The sequence below is a fragment of the Buchnera aphidicola (Cinara laricifoliae) genome, assembly GCF_900698945.1.
In the GTDB taxonomy this organism is placed as follows: domain Bacteria; phylum Pseudomonadota; class Gammaproteobacteria; order Enterobacterales; family Enterobacteriaceae; genus Buchnera_F; species Buchnera_F aphidicola_AC.
This window is the reverse complement of the sequence record NZ_LR217717.1, coordinates 213,711-232,896: the sequence shown is the minus strand read 5'-3', so window position 1 is coordinate 232,896 and position 19,186 is coordinate 213,711. Positions and strand designations below refer to the sequence as shown.

Below are 19,186 nucleotides of genomic sequence, written 5' to 3'. Positions count from 1 at the left end.
TATTATTCTAATGTAAAAAATGCTGATTTTATAATTTTTTTTTGCTGTATCTGATGATCTATAAAATTTCCTTCAGCTGTAGAAGATAGTTTTGGTCGACCAATGTATATTAAAGGTATTTGATTATATTTTGTTAAGATATATTTTTTAAAATAAAAATAAATATATGTCCAACCACCTTGATTCATAGGTTCTTCTTGACACCATATAAAATATTTTATGTTAGTAAATTTATTTAAAATATTATTTATACATAAATGTGGAAAAGGATATAATTGTTCAATACGTATTATTGCAGTATTGCTAATATTATTTTTATTATAAAAATTTAATAGTTCGTAATAAATTTTACCTGAACAGAAAATAATACGAGATATGAATTTTTGATTATTTGTTAATGGATCTAATAATATAGTATGAAATTTTTCTTTTAATAATTTTTTTACATAAATAAATGTCAATGGATTTCTTAATAATGATTTTGGAGTAAAAATAATTAATGGAACTTTATCAGAATTAATTCCTTGTTTTAATAAAATATGATACCACTGAGATACTGTAGTAGGCATACAAATTTTAATATTATTTTGAGCACATAACTGTAAATATCTTTCTATTCGCCCTGATGAATGTTCAGGTCCTTGTCCTTCATACCCATGAGGTAATAAAATTACTATAGAAGAGGAATGACCCCATTTTTGTAAACTTGAAGATATAAATTGATCAATAACTATTTGTGCACCATTTGAAAAATCACCAAATTGTGCTTCCCAAACATTTAATAATGCATGGGATACTGTAGAATATCCGTATTCAAATGCTAGTACAGCTTCTTCCGATAAAACTGAATCCCAAATATAAAATGATCCTTTAAGATTCGATAAATTCTGTAAAGGAATATATACGGTATTTTTTTTTTGACAAACAACAGTAGCATGTCTATGACAAAATGTTCCTCTTCTTACATCTTCTCCAGTTAATCGACATGTAATACCATGATACATTAAAGTTGCATAAACTAAGTTTTCAGCTGACCCCCAATCTAATGGAATTTCATTATTAGCCATTTGTATGCGATTTAAAAAAATTTTTTTTATTTGTGGATGTATTAATAAATTTTTAGGTAACGTGAATAATTCATTTGCTATTTTACTGAAATTATTAAAATTAATTTTTTTAGTGATTAAATAATTTACTGAATTTTTTTTATTATGTGATAATATCGAAATATGTGATTTTGTATAAGATTTTTTTGATTTTTTTGATAATTTATCTTTAAAATAAGTATATAATTCTTTATAAGAAATATTATTATTATTTAATATATTAATTATTTTTTTAGAGTACAGTATACAAATACGTTCATGTTGTTGAATTATAGAGTACATTTTAGGTTGTGTTATAAATGGATCATCTACTTCATTATGACCTAATCTTCTATAGCATATTAATTCAATAAAAACATCTTTTTTAAATAAATATCTAAATTTTAATGCTAATGTAATTACAAACATTACTTCTTCTGGTCGATCAGCATTAACATGAAAAATTGGCGAATCAATCATTTTAGCAATATCTGTACAATAAAAACTAGTTCTTAAATATTCTGTATTAGAAGTAGTGAATGCTATTTGATTGTTTATAATGATGTGTATACTTCCAAAAACGTTATATGCAGGAACTTGAGACATATTTAATGTTTCTTGTATTACTCCTTGTCCTATAAAAGCAGCATCACCATGTATCATTATAGATATGGGATTATCTATATATTGCTTATTGTCTATAAAAAATTTACAATAACCCATAACAACTGGATTTATTATTTCTAAATGAGAGGGATTATCTAATAAATTAATTTCAATTTCTTGTTTGTTTTTACGAATAATCTTTTTGATACCTATATGATATTTAACATCTCCTGTACCTTGGTAATTTTTAAATGATTGAGAATCATTTTTAAACATATGTAAAACATTATGATGTAAAATATTATACATTACATTTAATCTACCACGATGAGCCATCCCTAAAAATATTTTTTTAGTTTTTTTTTGCATACAAAACATTATAATTCTTTTTAAAGCAGGTATTAGGATATCGCATCCTTCTAATGAAAATCTTTTATGACCTGGAAATTTAGCATGAATAAACTGCTCAAAAGAAGTAGATCGAATTAAATCTGATAATATATTTTTTTTTTCCTTATCAGATAATAGTCTTGAAATATGATTAGTTTCAATATAATGTTGTAACCATTTTTTTTCATCTATATTATTTAGATGCATATATTCAAAACCAATATAACTAGAATATTTTTTTTTAAAATATAAATATATTTCTTTAAAAGAGTTATTTTGTTTTTTAAAACATAAAAAATCAAAATTTATTAAATTATTTAGCTCTTCTTTTTTGATATTATAAAATAAACAAGATAATTCAGGAATATTTTTTTTTTTATTATGATATGTAAGTGGATTTGTATTTGATATATAATGTCCGTATATTCGATAGGCATTTATAAGATTTAAAAATTTTTCTTTTAATGATATAGAATGATTACTAAATGCTAAATTTTTTGAATTTTCTATTAAAACATCATGTTTATAATCAAAAAATTTTTGGTTAAAAATATCTTTTTTTATATTTTTTTTATTTGATAAAGTATCAAATATATTTTTCCAATATATATCTAATGATTTTGAATTAGATAGAAATTTTTTATAAATATTTTCTAGAAATGATTGATTATTTGCGTATAGCCATCCGTTATTATGTAAATATATTTTTTTTTTATTTGTCATGTTAATTTTATATAAATAATATAGTTGATGATACATTAAAATTTAATAGATTTTTTCTACTATTAAATTGGATTGTATACATCAATAAATTTAATTTGTAAATTATGGTATTGATGAGATAACCATTTTCCTAATAAATAAATTCCTGATTTTTCTGTAGCATGATGTCCTAAAGAAAAAAAGTGTATATTATTTTCTTCTGCAATATGGATAGTTTCTTCTGAAATTTCTCCTGTTAAATACGCATCAATATTTAAATTTGTTACTTGATGAAAAAAATTTTGTCCTTTTCCGGTACACCACGCTACATTATTAATGTATTTAGGACCTGTTTTACCATAATGAAATGGAGTTCGATTTAATTTTTTTTTTATCATATTAATTAATGATGTAACTGTATATTTCTTTTTAAATTGTCCCTGTAATACGTATGGATTAATATTATTATTAATATTAATATTTAATAATTTTCCTAATTGAACGTTATTTCCAAATTTAGGATGTACATCCAAAGGTATATGCCAACTATATAAATTAATATCATTTGATAATAATGTTTTTAAACGATGTCTATGCATCCCTAAAACTCTTTTATCTTGATTATTCCAAAAATAACCATGGTGTACGATAATTGCATCAGCATTATGTTGTATAGCTATTTTTAAAAGATTTTGACAAGCAGTTACACCTGTAATAATTTTATTTATTTCAGATCGTCCTTCTACTTGTAAACCGTTAGGTGTATAATCATTTTTATATTTATTACTATTTAATTTTTTATTAATTATTTGTTCAAGAAAAAAGTTATTCATATTATAATACTCTGTATTTTTATAAGTTTATATATTTGTAAAAATATTTATTTATATAAAAATTTAATATTTTCTTTTTAAGAATAGTAATATATTAATTTTTATATTAATTAATAATGAATATTTTGTTATATTTAAAAATAACTTGAATATTAGTATATTTAATTTTTATTTTATATTTATTTAATATATTTTTATATAATTTTTATATATAAAATATTATTTTTTATTTTAATAAAATTATTTTAATAATAATTTTTATATTATAAAAATAATAATATTTCTCTATTAATAGAGAATATTTATTCTAGTTTTTATCACTAATAATAGTGAATAGTAATAATATTCATATATATAAAATATAAATTATTTAAATTATACGATGATTTATATATTAAAATTTAAAAATAAAGGTATTATTTTATTTGATTAATTGTTCGTTGAAAAAATTAATTTTGATATAAATTTTATTATAAATATTAATTTAATAAATTATTGTAATAATAATTATAAAAATACAAAAAATTAATAATTTAATATTTTATTATTATAATATAATAAAATTATTATAAAAATTTTATGATATTATTAATAATAAAATTTATTTAATAGCTAAAAAATTATCTTATCGATAATTATTATTATATAATATAAAAATCATATAAACAAAATATTTTTATAACTTACTAATTTATTTATTTAATAAAATATATTAATAAATGTTATTTATTTATTTCTATAAATAGAATAATTTATTTTTATAAAAATATTTTTTAGTATATATTAATGTTTTATTAAGAAGGTAAAAATGAAAAAAATAGGTATTTTTTACGGTAGTGACACTGGAAATACAGAAAAAATTTCTTATATTATACAAAAAAATATAGGAATAAGTCAATCTAACGTATTTGATATTTCTAATTCTTCATTAAAAAAAATGGAAAATTTTAATATTTTATTTTTAGGAATATCTACATGGTATTACGGAGAATTACAATGTGATTGGGAAGAATCGTTGCATACGTTAAACAAAATCAATTTAAACAATAAAATTGTTGCTCTTTTTGGATGCGGCGATCAAGAAGATTATTCAGAATATTTTTGTGATTCTATTGGAATTATGTATCATTTTTTAAAAAAAAAAAATGTTCAATTTGTTGGTTTTTGGCCAATAATAAATTATTCTTTTGAATTTTCTAAAGCTCAAAAAAATAAAACACATTTTTTTGGATTACCAATTGATGAAGATAATCAATCTCATTTAACATACCAACGTATCAAAAAATGGTTAAAATTAGTCAACTCAGAAATTAATATTATATATTCTAAAAATAAATTAGCTAAATGAAAAACTAATTGATTTAAAAATAAAAATCTATAATTATTATTATAATTTATATGAATAATAAATATTTGACAGTATCAAAATAAATATTATTGAATACTGTCAGAACATATTTAAAAAATTTAAATATATAATATTTTATATTAAATATATATAAACAAATAACATTATCGAGATGAAATCCATTCAGCTAAATCTAATACTTTTGTAGAATAACCTATTTCATTATCATACCATGATATTAATTTTACAAAATCTTTATTTAATGCTAGTCCAGCTTTTTCATCAAATATTGATGTTAAATATGATCCATTAAAATCGCTAGAAACTACTGCTTCATCAGTATATCCAACAACATCTTTCATATAAGTATTAGAAGCTAATTTAATTGCGGCGCATATATCTGTATAACTTACTTGTTTTTTTAACTTAACAGTAAAATCTACTACAGAGACGTTTGCAACAGGTACTCTAAATGCAATTCCGGTAATTTTTCCATTTAATTCAGGAAGAATTTTACCTACTGCTTTTGCTGCTCCGGTAGATGCAGGTATTATGTTTTGTAAAGCACCTCTACCACCTCTCCAGTCTTTTAGAGAAACTCCATCTACAGTTTTTTGAGTAGCTGTAGTTGCATGTACTGTAGTCATTAATCCTTCAATAATTTCAAATTCATCGTTTATTATTTTTGCTAATGGAGCTAAGCAATTAGTTGTACAAGATGCATTTGAAACAATTTTTTGACCATTATATTTGCTAAAATTTACTCCTTTTACAAACATAGGTGTATCATCTTGTGATGGTCCGGTTAATATGACTTTTTTAGCTCCAGCTACTATATGTTGAGAAGCTGATTTAGTAGTTAAAAATATTCCAGTGGATTCAATTACAATGTCAATATTAAGAGACTTCCAGTCTATTTTTTTAGGATCTCGTTCAGAAAAAATATTAATTTTTTTATTATTTACAAGTAAATAATCTTTTTTTTCTATAATAGATCCACAAAATAAACCATGAGTAGAATCATATTTCAACATATATGCAATATATTTTGCATCTAATAAATCATTAATTGCAATTATTTCTATATTTGGTTTTTTTTGAGCAATTCTAAATATCATTCGCCCAATACGACCAAATCCATTTATAGCAACTTTAATTTTCATATAAAATGATTACCAATAAAGTTAAATATATATATTTAATATTATTATTTTTTATTTATCTAAAATAGATATATATATTTTAGATAAAAATAAAAGAATATCTTAGTATAATTAAAAATTATAAATTTTTTTATTTATATAGAATGATCTTTTAAAAATTATTATTGATATTATAAATAATAATTTTAAAAAAAATAATAATTTTTTAATTTTATATATATTAAAGGATTTATAAATTATTTTCAATATAGTATATATACTATATTAAATATGTATATCTAATAAATAATAACATTATACTATTCAATTATTTATTTATATATAATTTTTTATAATTAATAATTAATATGTATTTTTATTTTTGTAAAAATTTATTTTTAATAAATATTTTAATATATAAAAATATATCAAAATTAACAAATTTTATTTATATTTAATCAGATCTATAATTATATTAATAATATTGTTTTTAAACATAAATATATTATATATTTTATATACAATATAAAATTTTCATATAATATAATAAGTATTTTTTAAACAATAATTAATAAGTATTAATTTTATTTAAAAAATAATATTTTATATGTTAAATAATTTTATTAAATTATTTAACAGTAAATCATATTCATTTATTAATAATTATAATATATATTATTTAATAATAATGATATATATTATTTTTTTTTATATAAAATTGGAATAAATTTATTAAATGAAACATAATATATTAACAAATAATAAAATAAATAATTGTTCTAAATTAATTTTAAAAAAAAAAATATTTCATAAAAATCAATTAGTAGTACATATTAAATATGGTATTGGTAAATACATTGGATTATGTACTTTAAATACTAATGGTATAGTAACAGAATACTGTGTAATTATGTACGCTAATCAATCAAAATTATATGTTCCTATTACATCTCTTGATTTAATTAGTTCATATAATTCTAAAATACAGTCAGAAGTACCATTAAATACTTTAAGTAGTAAAAAATGGTTATTAGAAAGTAATAAAATAAAAAAAAAAATTTATGATGTAGCTGTTCAATTAATTGATAATAAATCTCATCGATGTTTACGAACAGGATTTTCTTTTAAAAAAAATATCTTTCAATATAAAGATTTTTGTAATCAATGTCCTTATTTACTGACAGATGATCAAAAAAAATCTATTCAAGAAATTATCAATGATATGATAAAACCAGTTCCTATGGATAGATTATTATGTGGAGATGTAGGTTTTGGAAAAACTGAAATAGCAATGAGAGCTGCTTTTATAGCTTTAGATAATCAAAAACAAGTTGCTTTATTAGTACCAACTACATTATTAGCTCAACAACACCATAAAACATTTAAAAACAGATTTTCTAAATATCCATATTATATTGATATATATTCGCGTTTTACTTCTAAAAAAGAAGAACGACTGATAAAATATAAAATAAACAACGGACAAATAAATATTTTAATTGGTACTCATAAAATTCTATCAAAAAAATTAATATGGAAAAATTTAGGATTGCTTATTATTGACGAAGAACATCGTTTCGGTGTACACCATAAAGAGATAATAAAGAGATTATACATAAATATAGATGTATTAACATTAACAGCTACCCCAATTCCTAGAACTCTTCACATGTCTTCTTTGGGAATTAGAGATTTATCAATTATATCTACTCCTCCCAAGAAACGTTTAACTATAAAAACTTTTGTTCAAAATTTTAATTCAAAAATTATAAGAAGAGCAATTCTTAAAGAATTAAATCGAGGTGGACAAATATATTACATATATAACGTTATTAAGAATATCGAAGAAAAAAAAAATTATTTATCTAAATTAATACCAGAAGCACGTATTCAAATTAGTCATGGAAAAATGCATCGTAAAGATTTATATAAAATTATGTATAAATTTTTAAATAAATCTTTTGATGTACTAATATGTACTACTATTATAGATACTGGAATTCATATAAGTAATGTGAATACTATGATCATAGAGCGTGCAGATCAATTTGGATTATCACAATTACATCAATTAAGAGGTCGCATTGGTCGTTCTGAAAGACAGGCTTATGCATTTTTTTTTATATCAAATCATATAAAAATTAATGAAAAAGCAGAAAAAAGATTAAATCTTATCAAATCTTTTACGAATTTAGGTTCTGGTTTTACATTATCCACATATGATTCCGAAATTAGAGGAGTAGGTGAACTATTAGGAAATCATCAAAGTGGTCACATTAAAACTATTGGAATTGAATTATATAAAAAATTTTTAAATAATGCTATTAATACAATTATAAAAAATCGCGATACTACTGCACTTAGTGAATTAAGTTCTAATAATATGCATGTAGAAATTAAGTTACGTATATCAGCAATTTTACCCGAAAATTATATTAATGATATTAATATTCGATTAATGTTTTATAAAAAAATATCATGTATTAAAAATAATAAAAAATTAAAAGAAGTAAAAAATAAAATATCTAGCTTATTTGGAAAATTACCACAATATGCAGAAAATTTATTTTTATTAACTAAATTAAAAATCATGTCCTATGAAATAGGAATAAAAAAAATTAAATTTTATGTTACTAAAATATGTATATTTTTTTATAAAAAAAATATTTTAAATATTAATTGGTTATGTAAAAAAATTATAAAAAAACCACAATATTGGAAATTATCAAATGATAAATTGTATTTTTATCAATCATTTAATAATAATCAAAAGAGTTTATTATGGGTTAAAAATTTTTTATATGATATCATCAAATATCATTAGTTTATCTATTTATTTTATATTAATTAATATTTATATTAATTAATGATTTTAATATAAAATTAATTTTTAGAACTTTATAAAATTACGTAAAAATAATTTTATTATATTATTTTTTATATAAATACTATTTTGTTTAATAGATTATTTATAATAATGAAAATAAAATCTGATATATAAAAATACTTTCTTATGAATTGAAAATATTTGATATATGATTAATAATCAATATCAATATTTGTATAAAATTTTATATATTATTATAAACAAATAGTTTTACTGAGATATCTTTTTATTGGAAAATATATGAAAAAAAATATTTTTATTTCTTGTTCTCTTGATAAGCATATTGAACACTGGACTATAACAAAAGATTATATCTTATCAAAAAAATCTATTTTTACTACAACTGGACGACCTCAATCTTTAAAATATAATAAAAAAAATAAATTATTATATGTAGGAGAAACAATAAGTAATAAAATTACTACATATAAACAGTATCCACATAATAAATTTAAAAAAATACATGAAACAAATGTATTTCATTCACCTAATTATATTTCTTTAAATAAAAATAAAACAATTTTATTTGTAGCATCTTTTCATGGAAACGAATTTAAAGTATGTTTATTAAATTCGATTGGACTAATTAATAATATTGATTATATCATTAAAAATATTCAAGGATGTCATTGTATTAAAATACATCATAAATACAAATTAATATTTGTATCGGCTCTTAAAGAAAATAAAATTTATATTTACAAATTTTATTTAAAAAAAAATAACATTATTACTATAATATTAAAAAATATTGTACATACTGAATATAATAGTGGTCCACGACACATTATTTTTCATCCAACAAATCCTTATTTATATTCTATTAATGAATTAAATGGAACTATTAATGTTTGGTTAATTAATAAAAAATTAGTTATATTAACGTTAATACAATCAATTTCATTAATATTAAATTCTCCAAAACATGATTTTTGGGCATCAGATATTCATATTCATCCTAATAAAAAATTTCTATATGCCTGTGACCGATTTAACAGCATTATTTCATTTTTTAGTATTAATAGAATTACAGGTCTTTTAGTCTATATATATACTTATAAAACTATATTACAACCTCGATCATTCTGTATTAGTAAAGATGGAACAATATTAATAGTGGTAGGAGAAATTTCAAATACTATGATGATATATCGTATTAATCATAATACTGGATATTTGTCAGTACAAGAAGAGATATCTGTAGGAAAAAATCCTTTATGGGTATTAACTGAATAATAAATAATAATGATTATATAATTGATAGTAAATAAAATATATATTCATATATATTTATTTTTATCTGATATAGTAATATAAACATAAAATAATTTATATATTTAAAGTATCTAAAATATATATAATAAAAAATTATGTTACATATATTATGTAACATAAAATATTTATGTATTTTTTAAAAGTAAAATTATATTCATTATTATATATAATATATTTATTATAATGATTTTTTAATTTAAATAAAAATTTTTAAAATAAATACAATTTACATTTTGTAAATAGGATAATTTTTACATATTTTTTTTATTTTTTTTCTAATACTTTTTATTTGTAATAAATCATAAGGATTATTTAATATATCACATATCCAATTAGTTATTTTAATCACATCATCAATTTTGATTTTACGTTTAACAATTGCTGGAGTACCAATACGAATTCCTGATGTTATAAAAGGATTATTATGATCATTAGGAATAGTATTTTTATTAACAATAATTCTTGCACGAGCAAGAATATTACTAGCTTCTTTTCCAGTTAATCCTTGTTTAGATACATCTATTAAAAATAAATGATTTTCTGTTTTTCCTGATATAATTGTAAATTTTCTTTTTAAAAATATTTCAACCATTTTTTTAGAAAAAAATAAAATATTTTTCTGTAATAATAAAAATTTTTTACTTAGGGCTTCTTTAAAAGCAACTGCTTTAGCTGCAATAATATGCATTAAAGGTCCACCTTGACTACCTGGAAATACAGATGCATCTAATTTTGAATATAATTGTTGGTTTCCATTTTTAGATATAATTAAACCTCCTCTAGGTCCACCTAAAGTTTTATGAGTAGTAGTACTAACTACATGAGCATAATCTAATGGATTTGGATATAATCCAGCTATAATTAAACCTACAATATGCGAAATATCTACTAAAAAATATGCATTAATTTTATCAGCAATTTTACGCATATATTTCCAATCACATATTCCTGAATATGCTGAAAATCCACCAATAATCAGTTTAGGATGATATTTAATAGACAGATATTTAAAATTATCATAATCTATATTACCTTTTTTATTAACACCATATGTATAAGATTTATACATTTTTCCTGAAAAATTTACAATTGATCCATGAGTTAAATGTCCACCATGATTTAGATTCATTCCTAATATAATATCTTGTGGTTTTAATAAAGCTTGAAATATTGCAAAATTAGCTTGTGAACCTGAATGAGGTTGTACATTGGCATAATCAACATTAAATAATTTTTTTGCTCTATTAATAGCAATAGATTCAATATCATCAATAATTTTACATCCATTATAAAAACGATTTCCTATATATCCTTCTGCATATTTATTAGTTAAACAAGAACCTTGTGTTTCCAATATAGCAGGACTTACGTAATTTTCTGATGCAATTAAATTAATATATGATTCTTGCCTCATTCTCTCTTTATTAATTAAATTCCAAATTTTTAAATCTGTTTTTTGTAGTGTTTTATTTGTCATATTTATATTTTACTTATATTAAAGTATTAATTATATTTTTAAATAATTTGAAAATATCTAATTAATTAATAAAAATACATGGATTTTTAAAGATACGATTAATTGAAATAATTTTATTTGTTTTTTTAAATACATTTTTAACTGAAATTTTATTTATATTTAACATTTTAGATTCCAAAGTTAATATAAAATTTGATTCTATTTTTTTTGATTTATTTTTATGACTATTTTTTTTAAATAATTGTAAAGAAGTATTTATTCTTAATTTAGGCCATATTAAACGTAATTTATCAGATATATACATTGCAAATATTGAATAAATAGATTCTAAAAAAATAACATTAATATCTATAAAGAAATTTTTAAAATAATTAGGATTAAATATTTTTTTTAAAATTAACAATCTATCCATTCCAATTGCAAAACCAATAGCTGAATTTTTTTTGCCGCCTAAATATTCTACTAAATTATCATAACGACCTCCAGCACAAATAGTATTTTGCGATCCCAAATATTTTGAAGTCCATTCAAAAACAGTATCATTATAATAATCTAATCCTCTAACTAATTGATTGTTTATCTTATAATCTATTTTTGATTGCTTTAACAAATTACATAATTTTTTAAACCGCATATATGAATTTATATTTAAATAGTTATTTAAGATAGGTGCAGATTTTAATAATTTTTGTATATCAGTATTTTTGCTATCTAAAATACGAACAGGATTAGTAAATAATAAATTTTTTTCATGTTGAGTCAATTGCGAGATATTTTTTTTAAAAAAATTTATTAAGTCTAATGCAAATTTTTTTCTATCTGATATATGGCCGATTGAATTTATTTCTAGTTTTAAATATTTTAATAAATTTAATTTTTGCCAAATCTTAATAGTTAACATAATAATTTCATAATCAATAATATAATTTTGCAAACCAAAAAGTTCTACTCCTAATTGGTAAAATTGTCTAAAACGTCCTTTTTGTGGTCTTTCATAACGAAACATAGGACCGTGATACCACAATTTCTGAATCTTAGAATTATAAAAAATATTATTTTGTATGCATGCACGAATACAACTAACTGTTCCTTCTGGTCTTAAAGAAATTTTTTGTTGTTTTTTATCCCAAAAATTATACATTTCTTTGTGGATAATATCAGTGTTATTTCCAATAGCTTTTTCAAATAATTGTGTTTTTTCAACAACTGGAAAACGAATTTCAGAATAAGCATGGCTATTTAATATATTTTTTATAATTTTTTCAATTGTACTTAAATAATAAGTATCAACAGGAAGAAGATCATGCATACCTCTAATTGACTGATATTTTATACCCATAAAATATTAATATTCCTATATTAAAATTATTACTTTAATTAAATTTATATACATTGAAAATATTGATATTTTTATAAAACTAATAATATAAAAAATATCATTATAATTTATTAATTTTTAAAAATATTTTTTCCAATTAATTGCCCGCAAGCAGCATTAATATCAGAACCTCTATTTTTTCTAATTGTAATAATAAAACCTTTACTTTTTAAATAATTTAAAAAAGCAGTGATTCTTTCATGACTACTACATTTATAAAAAGAATTTTTAATAGGATTCCATGGAATTAAATTAATTTTACATGGTATATTTTTTAATAAAACTGATAACTCTTTAGCATGAAACATGCTATCATTAATATTTAATAACATAATATATTCAATCGTTACTATACCACGATTTGCAGTAGATTTACTTAGATAATTTTTAATTGATAATAACAACATTTTGATATTATAAATTTTATTAATTGGCATAATCATATTACGGATATTATCGTTAGATGCGTGTAAGGAAATAGCCAACGAAATATCTATCTTACCTGCAATTTTATTTATTGCAGGAACAACACCAGCTGTAGATAAAGTTACTTTATTTTTCGAAAAATTAAAACCATATTTATGTGTAATAATATCTATAACAGGAATAATATTTCGTAAATTTAATAAAGGTTCCCCCATTCCCATCATTACAATGTTTGTTATCGGATGTAATATATAATTTTTTAATTTCAGTTGGTGTATTTTATTTATAACAAACCAAATTTGACCAATAATCTCTGAAATTAGTAAATTACGAGTATATCCTAATTTACCTGTAGCACAAAAATCACATTTTAAAGAACAACCTTCTTGTGATGAAATACATAAAGTCGCACGATTTTTTTCTGGAATATATATTGTTTCAATAAATTTAGTATTACATAAAAATTTCCATTTTATTGTTCCATCATTCGATTTTTGTTCTTCTATACATTTCGGTAACTGAATTGTAGATATATTTTTTAATTTATCTTTTAAGATATAACTTAAGTTATTCATTTCATTAAAATTTATACAATATTTTTTATAAATCCATTGCATAACTTGTATTGCTCTAAATTTTTTTTCTCCTAACTGTAGAAAAAAATTTATCATTTTTTTTAAATTTAAATCTAATAAATTTATTTTTTTTTTGTTATTTTCTAATAAAAACTTTGTTTTTAACATTATTATTTTCCAAAATATGTTAATTAACATTATTTGAATATTAAAATATAAATAAACTTTTTAAATTTATTAAAAATAAGTATATAATAAATAATTTATTGGAAAAATAGATCAATTTTTATATTAAAAATTATTTTTATTTATAATTATATTTAAATTAATGCTAAAATACGAGAAAATTACTATATGAATCCTGCATTAAATATAGCTGTTAGAGCTATTCGAGTAGGTGGAAAAATTATTTCACAATATTATGATTTAAAAAATATAACATATACTACAGAACAATCAAAGATTTTATATTTTATATATAAAATACGAGAAAAAGTATTTTTGTCAATTTCTTCTATTATACATCAATCATACCCAAAACATTCTATTATCAATGTATGCTCTAAAAAAAAAATTATTAATCATGATTATCAATGGTTAATCAATCCATTAAATGGAACAATAAATTTTATTAAAAAAATTCCACATTTCTGTTTATCTATACTTATAAAAGAAAAAAATAAAATATGTATATCAGTAATATATGATCCTATTAAAAATGATTTATTTACAGCTATTAAAGGTCAAGGCGCTCAATTAAATGGTTTTCGTACTAGATGTTGTGAATATAAAAATAACATTCAAAATAAAATTATAGCTCTTTATTTTAAAGAGAAAAATATAAAAAATACTCATTTATATACATCATTAATACAGCAATTTTTACAAGAAAAAATATCCTTACGACAAACAGGATGTTCTATTCTAGATTTAGCTTACTTGTCTTCTGGAAAAATTAATGCATATATTGGATTTAATGAAAAATCTTTGCGTGTTACTTTTGGAGAATTACAAATTAGAGAATCAGGTGCATTGATAACTGATTTTATTGGAGGACATAATTATATTGAAAATAATATATTATTAGTCGGACAAGTTAATATACTAAAATTTATTTTAAAAAAAACACGTATTTTAAACCAAAAATTGATATAAAATTAATATATATAAATTTTATTGATTGAAAATATAATATGTATGTTATATTTATTTATAAAAATATTTTATATTTAGAATAGCTACATTATTATTGATGCAGAATATATGAATATTAATCTATATGTCAATAAAAATGATTTATTTATAATCATAAATATTTTATTAATAAAAATAAATATTATTTATTTTTTAAATTAACTGAACAAAAAATTCTATTTATATAAATAGAATTTAATTCTACAAAATTTCCAGTTTTTAAATTTTTAGGTAGTATAGTTATACCATAACTAATTCTAATTAATCGATTTACTTGTACACCTATAGAATTCCATAATAAACGTACTTCATTTTTTTTTCCTTGTACTAATGAAACTTTAAACCATTGATTTTTTTTTTGATTATTATAACAAATAATATCCAAAAATTTAGAAAAAGAATTACCTATTTTAATTCCATTTTTTAAAATTAAAATTTTTTTATTTGATATTTTTCCGTAAACTCTTACTAAATATTCTCGTTTAATCATATATTTTGGATGCATTAATCTATACGCTAATTCTCCATGATTAGTGAATAATAGTAAACCTGATGTATTAATATCTAATCTACCTACACTAATCCAATTAGAATTATATAATTTAGGTAATTTATCAAAAACAGTAATTCTATTATCTGTATCTTTTTTCGTACATATTTCACCAATAGGTTTATTATAAATAATAATTTTTATTATTTCTTTTTTTAAAAAAAATTTTTTATTATTTAATGAAATATATTGAATATCATTTCTTATAAAACTTTGTCCTAAAAAAATAGATTTTCCATTTACTTTAATTAATCCCTTACATATTTTTTTTTCAATATTGCGTCGTGAACCAAAACCACAATTAGATAATATTTTTTGAATTCTTTCTTTCATAAAATATTTCCTATATATATAAATATATAAAAATATATATATTTATATATATATTACACGTGAACTTACATTAATATTTATGTATACAAATTATTTTAATATATATTAAATATATACTAAAATATATTATTTTTTAAAAACATTTTTTTTTTATTAAAATAATGTTATTATTTATATAAATATAATTAAGATTTATTAATTTTTATAATTAAATAATTATAAAATATTTAATATAAAATATTTATTTATTAATCATTTTATATATTAATTATATTAATTAATTCAATTATATGCAATATAATAAATATTTTTTAATATAAATTAAATAAAAATTTAATGTAATTATTTTATTTACTTAATATATAATTAAATATTAAAATATATTAATTAATATTCATATATTCAAATAAATAAAAATAAAAAATTACCGAATTCTAATAGTATAAATATATACTATTTTACAGTAAATATCAGTTATATAAGTATATCTAATTATTAGATAAAGTTTTTTTAAATGTATTATTTAAATTTTAAAAAATTATTATTCAACAAATTTATATAAAAATATGAAAAAAATTTTAAAAAAAATATATAATGGAACATATTTGAATGAATTAGAAAGCTACACATTGTTTAAAAGCATATTTAACAAAGAAATAAATGATATGCAAATTGCATCTATATTAGCTATATTATCATCTCGAACGGAAACATATGAAGAAATTATTGGTGCAAGAACATTTTTAGCACAACATATTCAATCATTTCCAAAATCTAATAATATAATATCTGATATTGTAGGAACAGGTGGTGATCAACAAAATAGTTTTAACATATCTACTGTTAGTGCTATTGTTGCTGCATGTTATGGTATCAAAATTGCAAAAATATGTAATATTGGATCATCTAGTCAACTTGGATCTGCAAATTTATTGCAACAATTAAATATCAATATTAATATTACTCCTGAACAATCCAGACAATGTCTAGATGAGATGAATATTTGTTTTTTATTAGCTAATAAATATCTGGGTATTTTTAATACAGTCTCTAAAATTCGTAGTTCATTACAAATAAAAACGATTTTTAATATACTAGGCCCTTTATTAAATCCTGCACAACCAACTCATGCATTAATCGGAGTATATAAACCTCAATTGATGTTAATATATGCAAAAATATTATCACGTTTACCATATAAACGAGTTATTATTGTTCATAGTGGTGGTATAGATGAAGCTACTTTACATTCCAATACAACTGTTGTTGAATTAAAAAATAAAAAAATAAAAAAATATATATTATCTCCTGAAGATTTTGGTTTAAAAAAACATCATAAAATTTATATTACAAAAAAAAGTAAAATAGAAAATTATTTAGAAACTATAAAATTATTTAAAGGACAAGGAGAACCTATATACACACAAACAATAGCTATAAATGTGTCGTTATTAATGAAAGTATTAGGTAATAATGATATCCGTAAAAATACATTAGATATTTTAAATTTTATTAATACTGGTCAAGTATATAAATTTGTTGTTAAACTATCTCAATTATGTAAATTATTTAATTAAAATAATGTTATGAAAAAAAATATAATTTCTAAAATATTAAACGGTACGTATCAATGGATTCAATATAATAAAAAAAGAATGCCTTTACATTCATTTTATAAAAAAATTGAAAAATCAAAATTTTTTTTTGAAAATAGTTTTAAAAAAAATCATCCATCATTTATTTTAGAATGTAAAAAATCATCACCATTAAATGGTGTTATTAACACTAAGTTTAATATTTCAAAAATAATAAATATTTATAATAAATATGCTGATGTTATATCTATTATTACTGAAGAAAAATTTTTTAAAGGTAATTTCAAATATTTATTAAAAGCACGAACTAAAACAAACAAACCTTTATTATGTAAAGATTTTTTTATTGATCCATATCAAGTATACTATGCACGTTATCATCAAGCAGATGCAATATTATTAATGCTATCTATTTTAGATGATAATACTTATATACAATTATCCAAAATTGCAAAAAGTATGAATTTAGGAATTTTAACAGAAATACATACTTATGAAGAATTACAACGCGCATTACTTTTAAACGCATCGATAATTGGAATAAATAATAGAAATTTAAAGGATTTATCTGTTAATATTAATAATACAAAAAAATTAGCTCCATTAATCCCTAAAAATAAAATTATTATTTCTGAATCAGGTATAAATAATTATAAAAATGTTCGTTTATTAAGTAATACAGTAGATGGATTTTTAATTGGAACACATTTAATGCGTTCTAATAATTTAGAATTTTCTACACGAAAAATAATTTATGGTGCAAATAAAATTTGCGGTTTAAAAAAATATAATGTTGCAAAATTAGCAGCAAAAATGGGATGTGTTTATGGAGGATTAATTTTTGTTCCTCAATCTCCACGATACATTGATAATAAACAAAGTAAAAAAATTATAAAAAAAAATTTATTAAAATATGTAGGTGTATTTAGTAATGAAAAACCTCAATATATTTTAAGTAAGGTTTATGAACTTGATTTATATGCAGTACAATTACATGGCCAGGAAAACGAAGAATTTATTAAAATTTTAAAAAAAATTTTACCTAATCATGTACGTATTTGGAAATCTATATCAATGAATAAAAATACAATCATTCATAAAAATATAAATATTGATCGATATATACTAGATCATAAAAACGGAGGTACTGGAAAAAATTTTGATTGGAACTTAATTAATAATTTACATGTATCTGATATGATGTTAGCAGGTGGCTTAAACTTAAAAAATATTTTTATAGCATCTACATTAGGATTTTATGGACTAGATTTAAATTCAGGATTAGAAAAATATCCAGGAATTAAAGATTTAAATAAAATTAAATTAGCATTTAAAATATTAAGATTATGTTCTAAAAAATAACAATTTATTTTAACTAAATTATAAAAAA

The 19,186-nt window shown here is 19.8% G+C and carries 13 protein-coding genes; 6 read left to right on the top strand and 7 right to left on the bottom strand.

What is annotated here, in order from left to right:
* Positions 1–2: 2 nt before the first annotated feature.
* Both BUCILAFE3058_RS00980 and BUCILAFE3058_RS00975 read right to left on the bottom strand, forming a co-directional pair.
* Positions 3–2,804: a 2-oxoglutarate dehydrogenase E1 component gene (locus BUCILAFE3058_RS00980; protein WP_154061536.1), complete on the bottom strand. Its 2,802-nt coding sequence runs from the start codon at positions 2,802–2,804 to the stop codon at positions 3–5.
* A 62-nt stretch (positions 2,805–2,866) separates the two neighbouring features.
* Positions 2,867–3,616 (bottom strand): Nif3-like dinuclear metal center hexameric protein, encoded by a 750-nt coding sequence (locus tag BUCILAFE3058_RS00975; protein WP_154061535.1) that lies wholly within the window; start codon positions 3,614–3,616, stop codon positions 2,867–2,869.
* Between the two features lie 808 nt (positions 3,617–4,424).
* Here BUCILAFE3058_RS00975 and BUCILAFE3058_RS00970 point away from each other — a divergent pair.
* Positions 4,425–4,964 carry a flavodoxin gene (locus BUCILAFE3058_RS00970; RefSeq protein WP_154061534.1) on the top strand — a complete coding sequence of 180 codons (540 nt, stop codon included), beginning with the start codon at positions 4,425–4,427 and terminating at the stop codon, positions 4,962–4,964.
* A 164-nt stretch (positions 4,965–5,128) separates the two neighbouring features.
* Here the strand turns inward: BUCILAFE3058_RS00970 and gap are convergent, their stop codons facing one another.
* Positions 5,129–6,127 (bottom strand): type I glyceraldehyde-3-phosphate dehydrogenase, encoded by a 999-nt coding sequence (gene gap / locus BUCILAFE3058_RS00965; protein ID WP_154061533.1) that lies wholly within the window; start codon positions 6,125–6,127, stop codon positions 5,129–5,131.
* Positions 6,128–6,842: 715 nt separating this feature from the next.
* Between gap and mfd the strand changes: the two genes are divergently transcribed.
* A complete protein-coding gene (gene mfd / locus BUCILAFE3058_RS00960; protein WP_154061532.1) occupies positions 6,843–8,930 on the top strand; it encodes a transcription-repair coupling factor in 2,088 nt (695 codons plus the stop codon).
* Positions 8,931–9,179: 249 nt separating this feature from the next.
* Positions 9,180–10,229, top strand: a complete 1,050-nt coding sequence (locus tag BUCILAFE3058_RS00955; RefSeq protein ID WP_331866620.1) for a beta-propeller fold lactonase family protein — start codon at positions 9,180–9,182, stop codon at positions 10,227–10,229.
* A gap of 265 nt (positions 10,230–10,494) precedes the next feature.
* Here the strand turns inward: BUCILAFE3058_RS00955 and glyA are convergent, their stop codons facing one another.
* The 3 genes from glyA to rlmN form a co-directional block, all read right to left on the bottom strand.
* A complete protein-coding gene (glyA, locus tag BUCILAFE3058_RS00950; protein WP_154061530.1) occupies positions 10,495–11,745 on the bottom strand; it encodes a serine hydroxymethyltransferase in 1,251 nt (416 codons plus the stop codon).
* Positions 11,746–11,806: 61 nt separating this feature from the next.
* On the bottom strand, positions 11,807–13,084 hold the full coding sequence (gene hisS / locus BUCILAFE3058_RS00945) for a histidine--tRNA ligase (RefSeq protein WP_154061529.1): 1,278 nt from the start codon (positions 13,082–13,084) through the stop codon (positions 11,807–11,809).
* Positions 13,085–13,194: 110 nt separating this feature from the next.
* Positions 13,195–14,292, bottom strand: coding sequence for a 23S rRNA (adenine(2503)-C(2))-methyltransferase RlmN (gene rlmN, locus BUCILAFE3058_RS00940; protein WP_154061528.1), 1,098 nt, complete (start codon positions 14,290–14,292; stop codon positions 13,195–13,197).
* Positions 14,293–14,478: 186 nt separating this feature from the next.
* Between rlmN and BUCILAFE3058_RS00935 the strand changes: the two genes are divergently transcribed.
* A complete protein-coding gene (locus BUCILAFE3058_RS00935) occupies positions 14,479–15,279 on the top strand; it encodes an inositol monophosphatase family protein (protein WP_154061527.1) in 801 nt (266 codons plus the stop codon).
* Between the two features lie 181 nt (positions 15,280–15,460).
* On the opposite strand, the gene BUCILAFE3058_RS00930 is transcribed toward BUCILAFE3058_RS00935, so the two are convergent.
* Entirely contained in the window at positions 15,461–16,201 is a 741-nt protein-coding gene (locus BUCILAFE3058_RS00930) for a pseudouridine synthase (protein ID WP_154061526.1), read from the bottom strand.
* 566 nt (positions 16,202–16,767) lie between these two features.
* On the opposite strand from BUCILAFE3058_RS00930, the gene trpD reads away from it, so the two are divergent.
* Both trpD and trpCF read left to right on the top strand, forming a co-directional pair.
* Positions 16,768–17,778 (top strand): anthranilate phosphoribosyltransferase, encoded by a 1,011-nt coding sequence (gene trpD, locus BUCILAFE3058_RS00925; RefSeq protein ID WP_154061525.1) that lies wholly within the window; start codon positions 16,768–16,770, stop codon positions 17,776–17,778.
* 9 nt (positions 17,779–17,787) lie between these two features.
* Positions 17,788–19,158 carry a bifunctional indole-3-glycerol-phosphate synthase TrpC/phosphoribosylanthranilate isomerase TrpF gene (trpCF, locus tag BUCILAFE3058_RS00920; RefSeq protein WP_154061524.1) on the top strand — a complete coding sequence of 457 codons (1,371 nt, stop codon included), beginning with the start codon at positions 17,788–17,790 and terminating at the stop codon, positions 19,156–19,158.
* Positions 19,159–19,186: the final 28 nt, after the last annotated feature.

What these genes read in the sequence shown, in the direction of transcription:
- BUCILAFE3058_RS00980 (WP_154061536.1), bottom strand. Translation starts at nt 2,804, where the DNA reads ATGACAAATAAAAAAAAAATATATTTACATAATAACGGATGGCTATAC.
- BUCILAFE3058_RS00975 (WP_154061535.1), bottom strand. Translation starts at nt 3,616, where the DNA reads ATGAATAACTTTTTTCTTGAACAAATAATTAATAAAAAATTAAATAGT.
- BUCILAFE3058_RS00970 (WP_154061534.1), top strand. Translation starts at nt 4,425, where the DNA reads ATGAAAAAAATAGGTATTTTTTACGGTAGTGACACTGGAAATACAGAA.
- gap (WP_154061533.1), bottom strand. Translation starts at nt 6,127, where the DNA reads ATGAAAATTAAAGTTGCTATAAATGGATTTGGTCGTATTGGGCGAATG.
- mfd (WP_154061532.1), top strand. Translation starts at nt 6,843, where the DNA reads ATGAAACATAATATATTAACAAATAATAAAATAAATAATTGTTCTAAA.
- glyA (WP_154061530.1), bottom strand. Translation starts at nt 11,745, where the DNA reads ATGACAAATAAAACACTACAAAAAACAGATTTAAAAATTTGGAATTTA.
- hisS (WP_154061529.1), bottom strand. Translation starts at nt 13,084, where the DNA reads ATGGGTATAAAATATCAGTCAATTAGAGGTATGCATGATCTTCTTCCT.
- rlmN (WP_154061528.1), bottom strand. Translation starts at nt 14,292, where the DNA reads ATGTTAAAAACAAAGTTTTTATTAGAAAATAACAAAAAAAAAATAAAT.
- BUCILAFE3058_RS00935 (WP_154061527.1), top strand. Translation starts at nt 14,479, where the DNA reads ATGAATCCTGCATTAAATATAGCTGTTAGAGCTATTCGAGTAGGTGGA.
- BUCILAFE3058_RS00930 (WP_154061526.1), bottom strand. Translation starts at nt 16,201, where the DNA reads ATGAAAGAAAGAATTCAAAAAATATTATCTAATTGTGGTTTTGGTTCA.
- trpD (WP_154061525.1), top strand. Translation starts at nt 16,768, where the DNA reads ATGAAAAAAATTTTAAAAAAAATATATAATGGAACATATTTGAATGAA.
- trpCF (WP_154061524.1), top strand. Translation starts at nt 17,788, where the DNA reads ATGAAAAAAAATATAATTTCTAAAATATTAAACGGTACGTATCAATGG.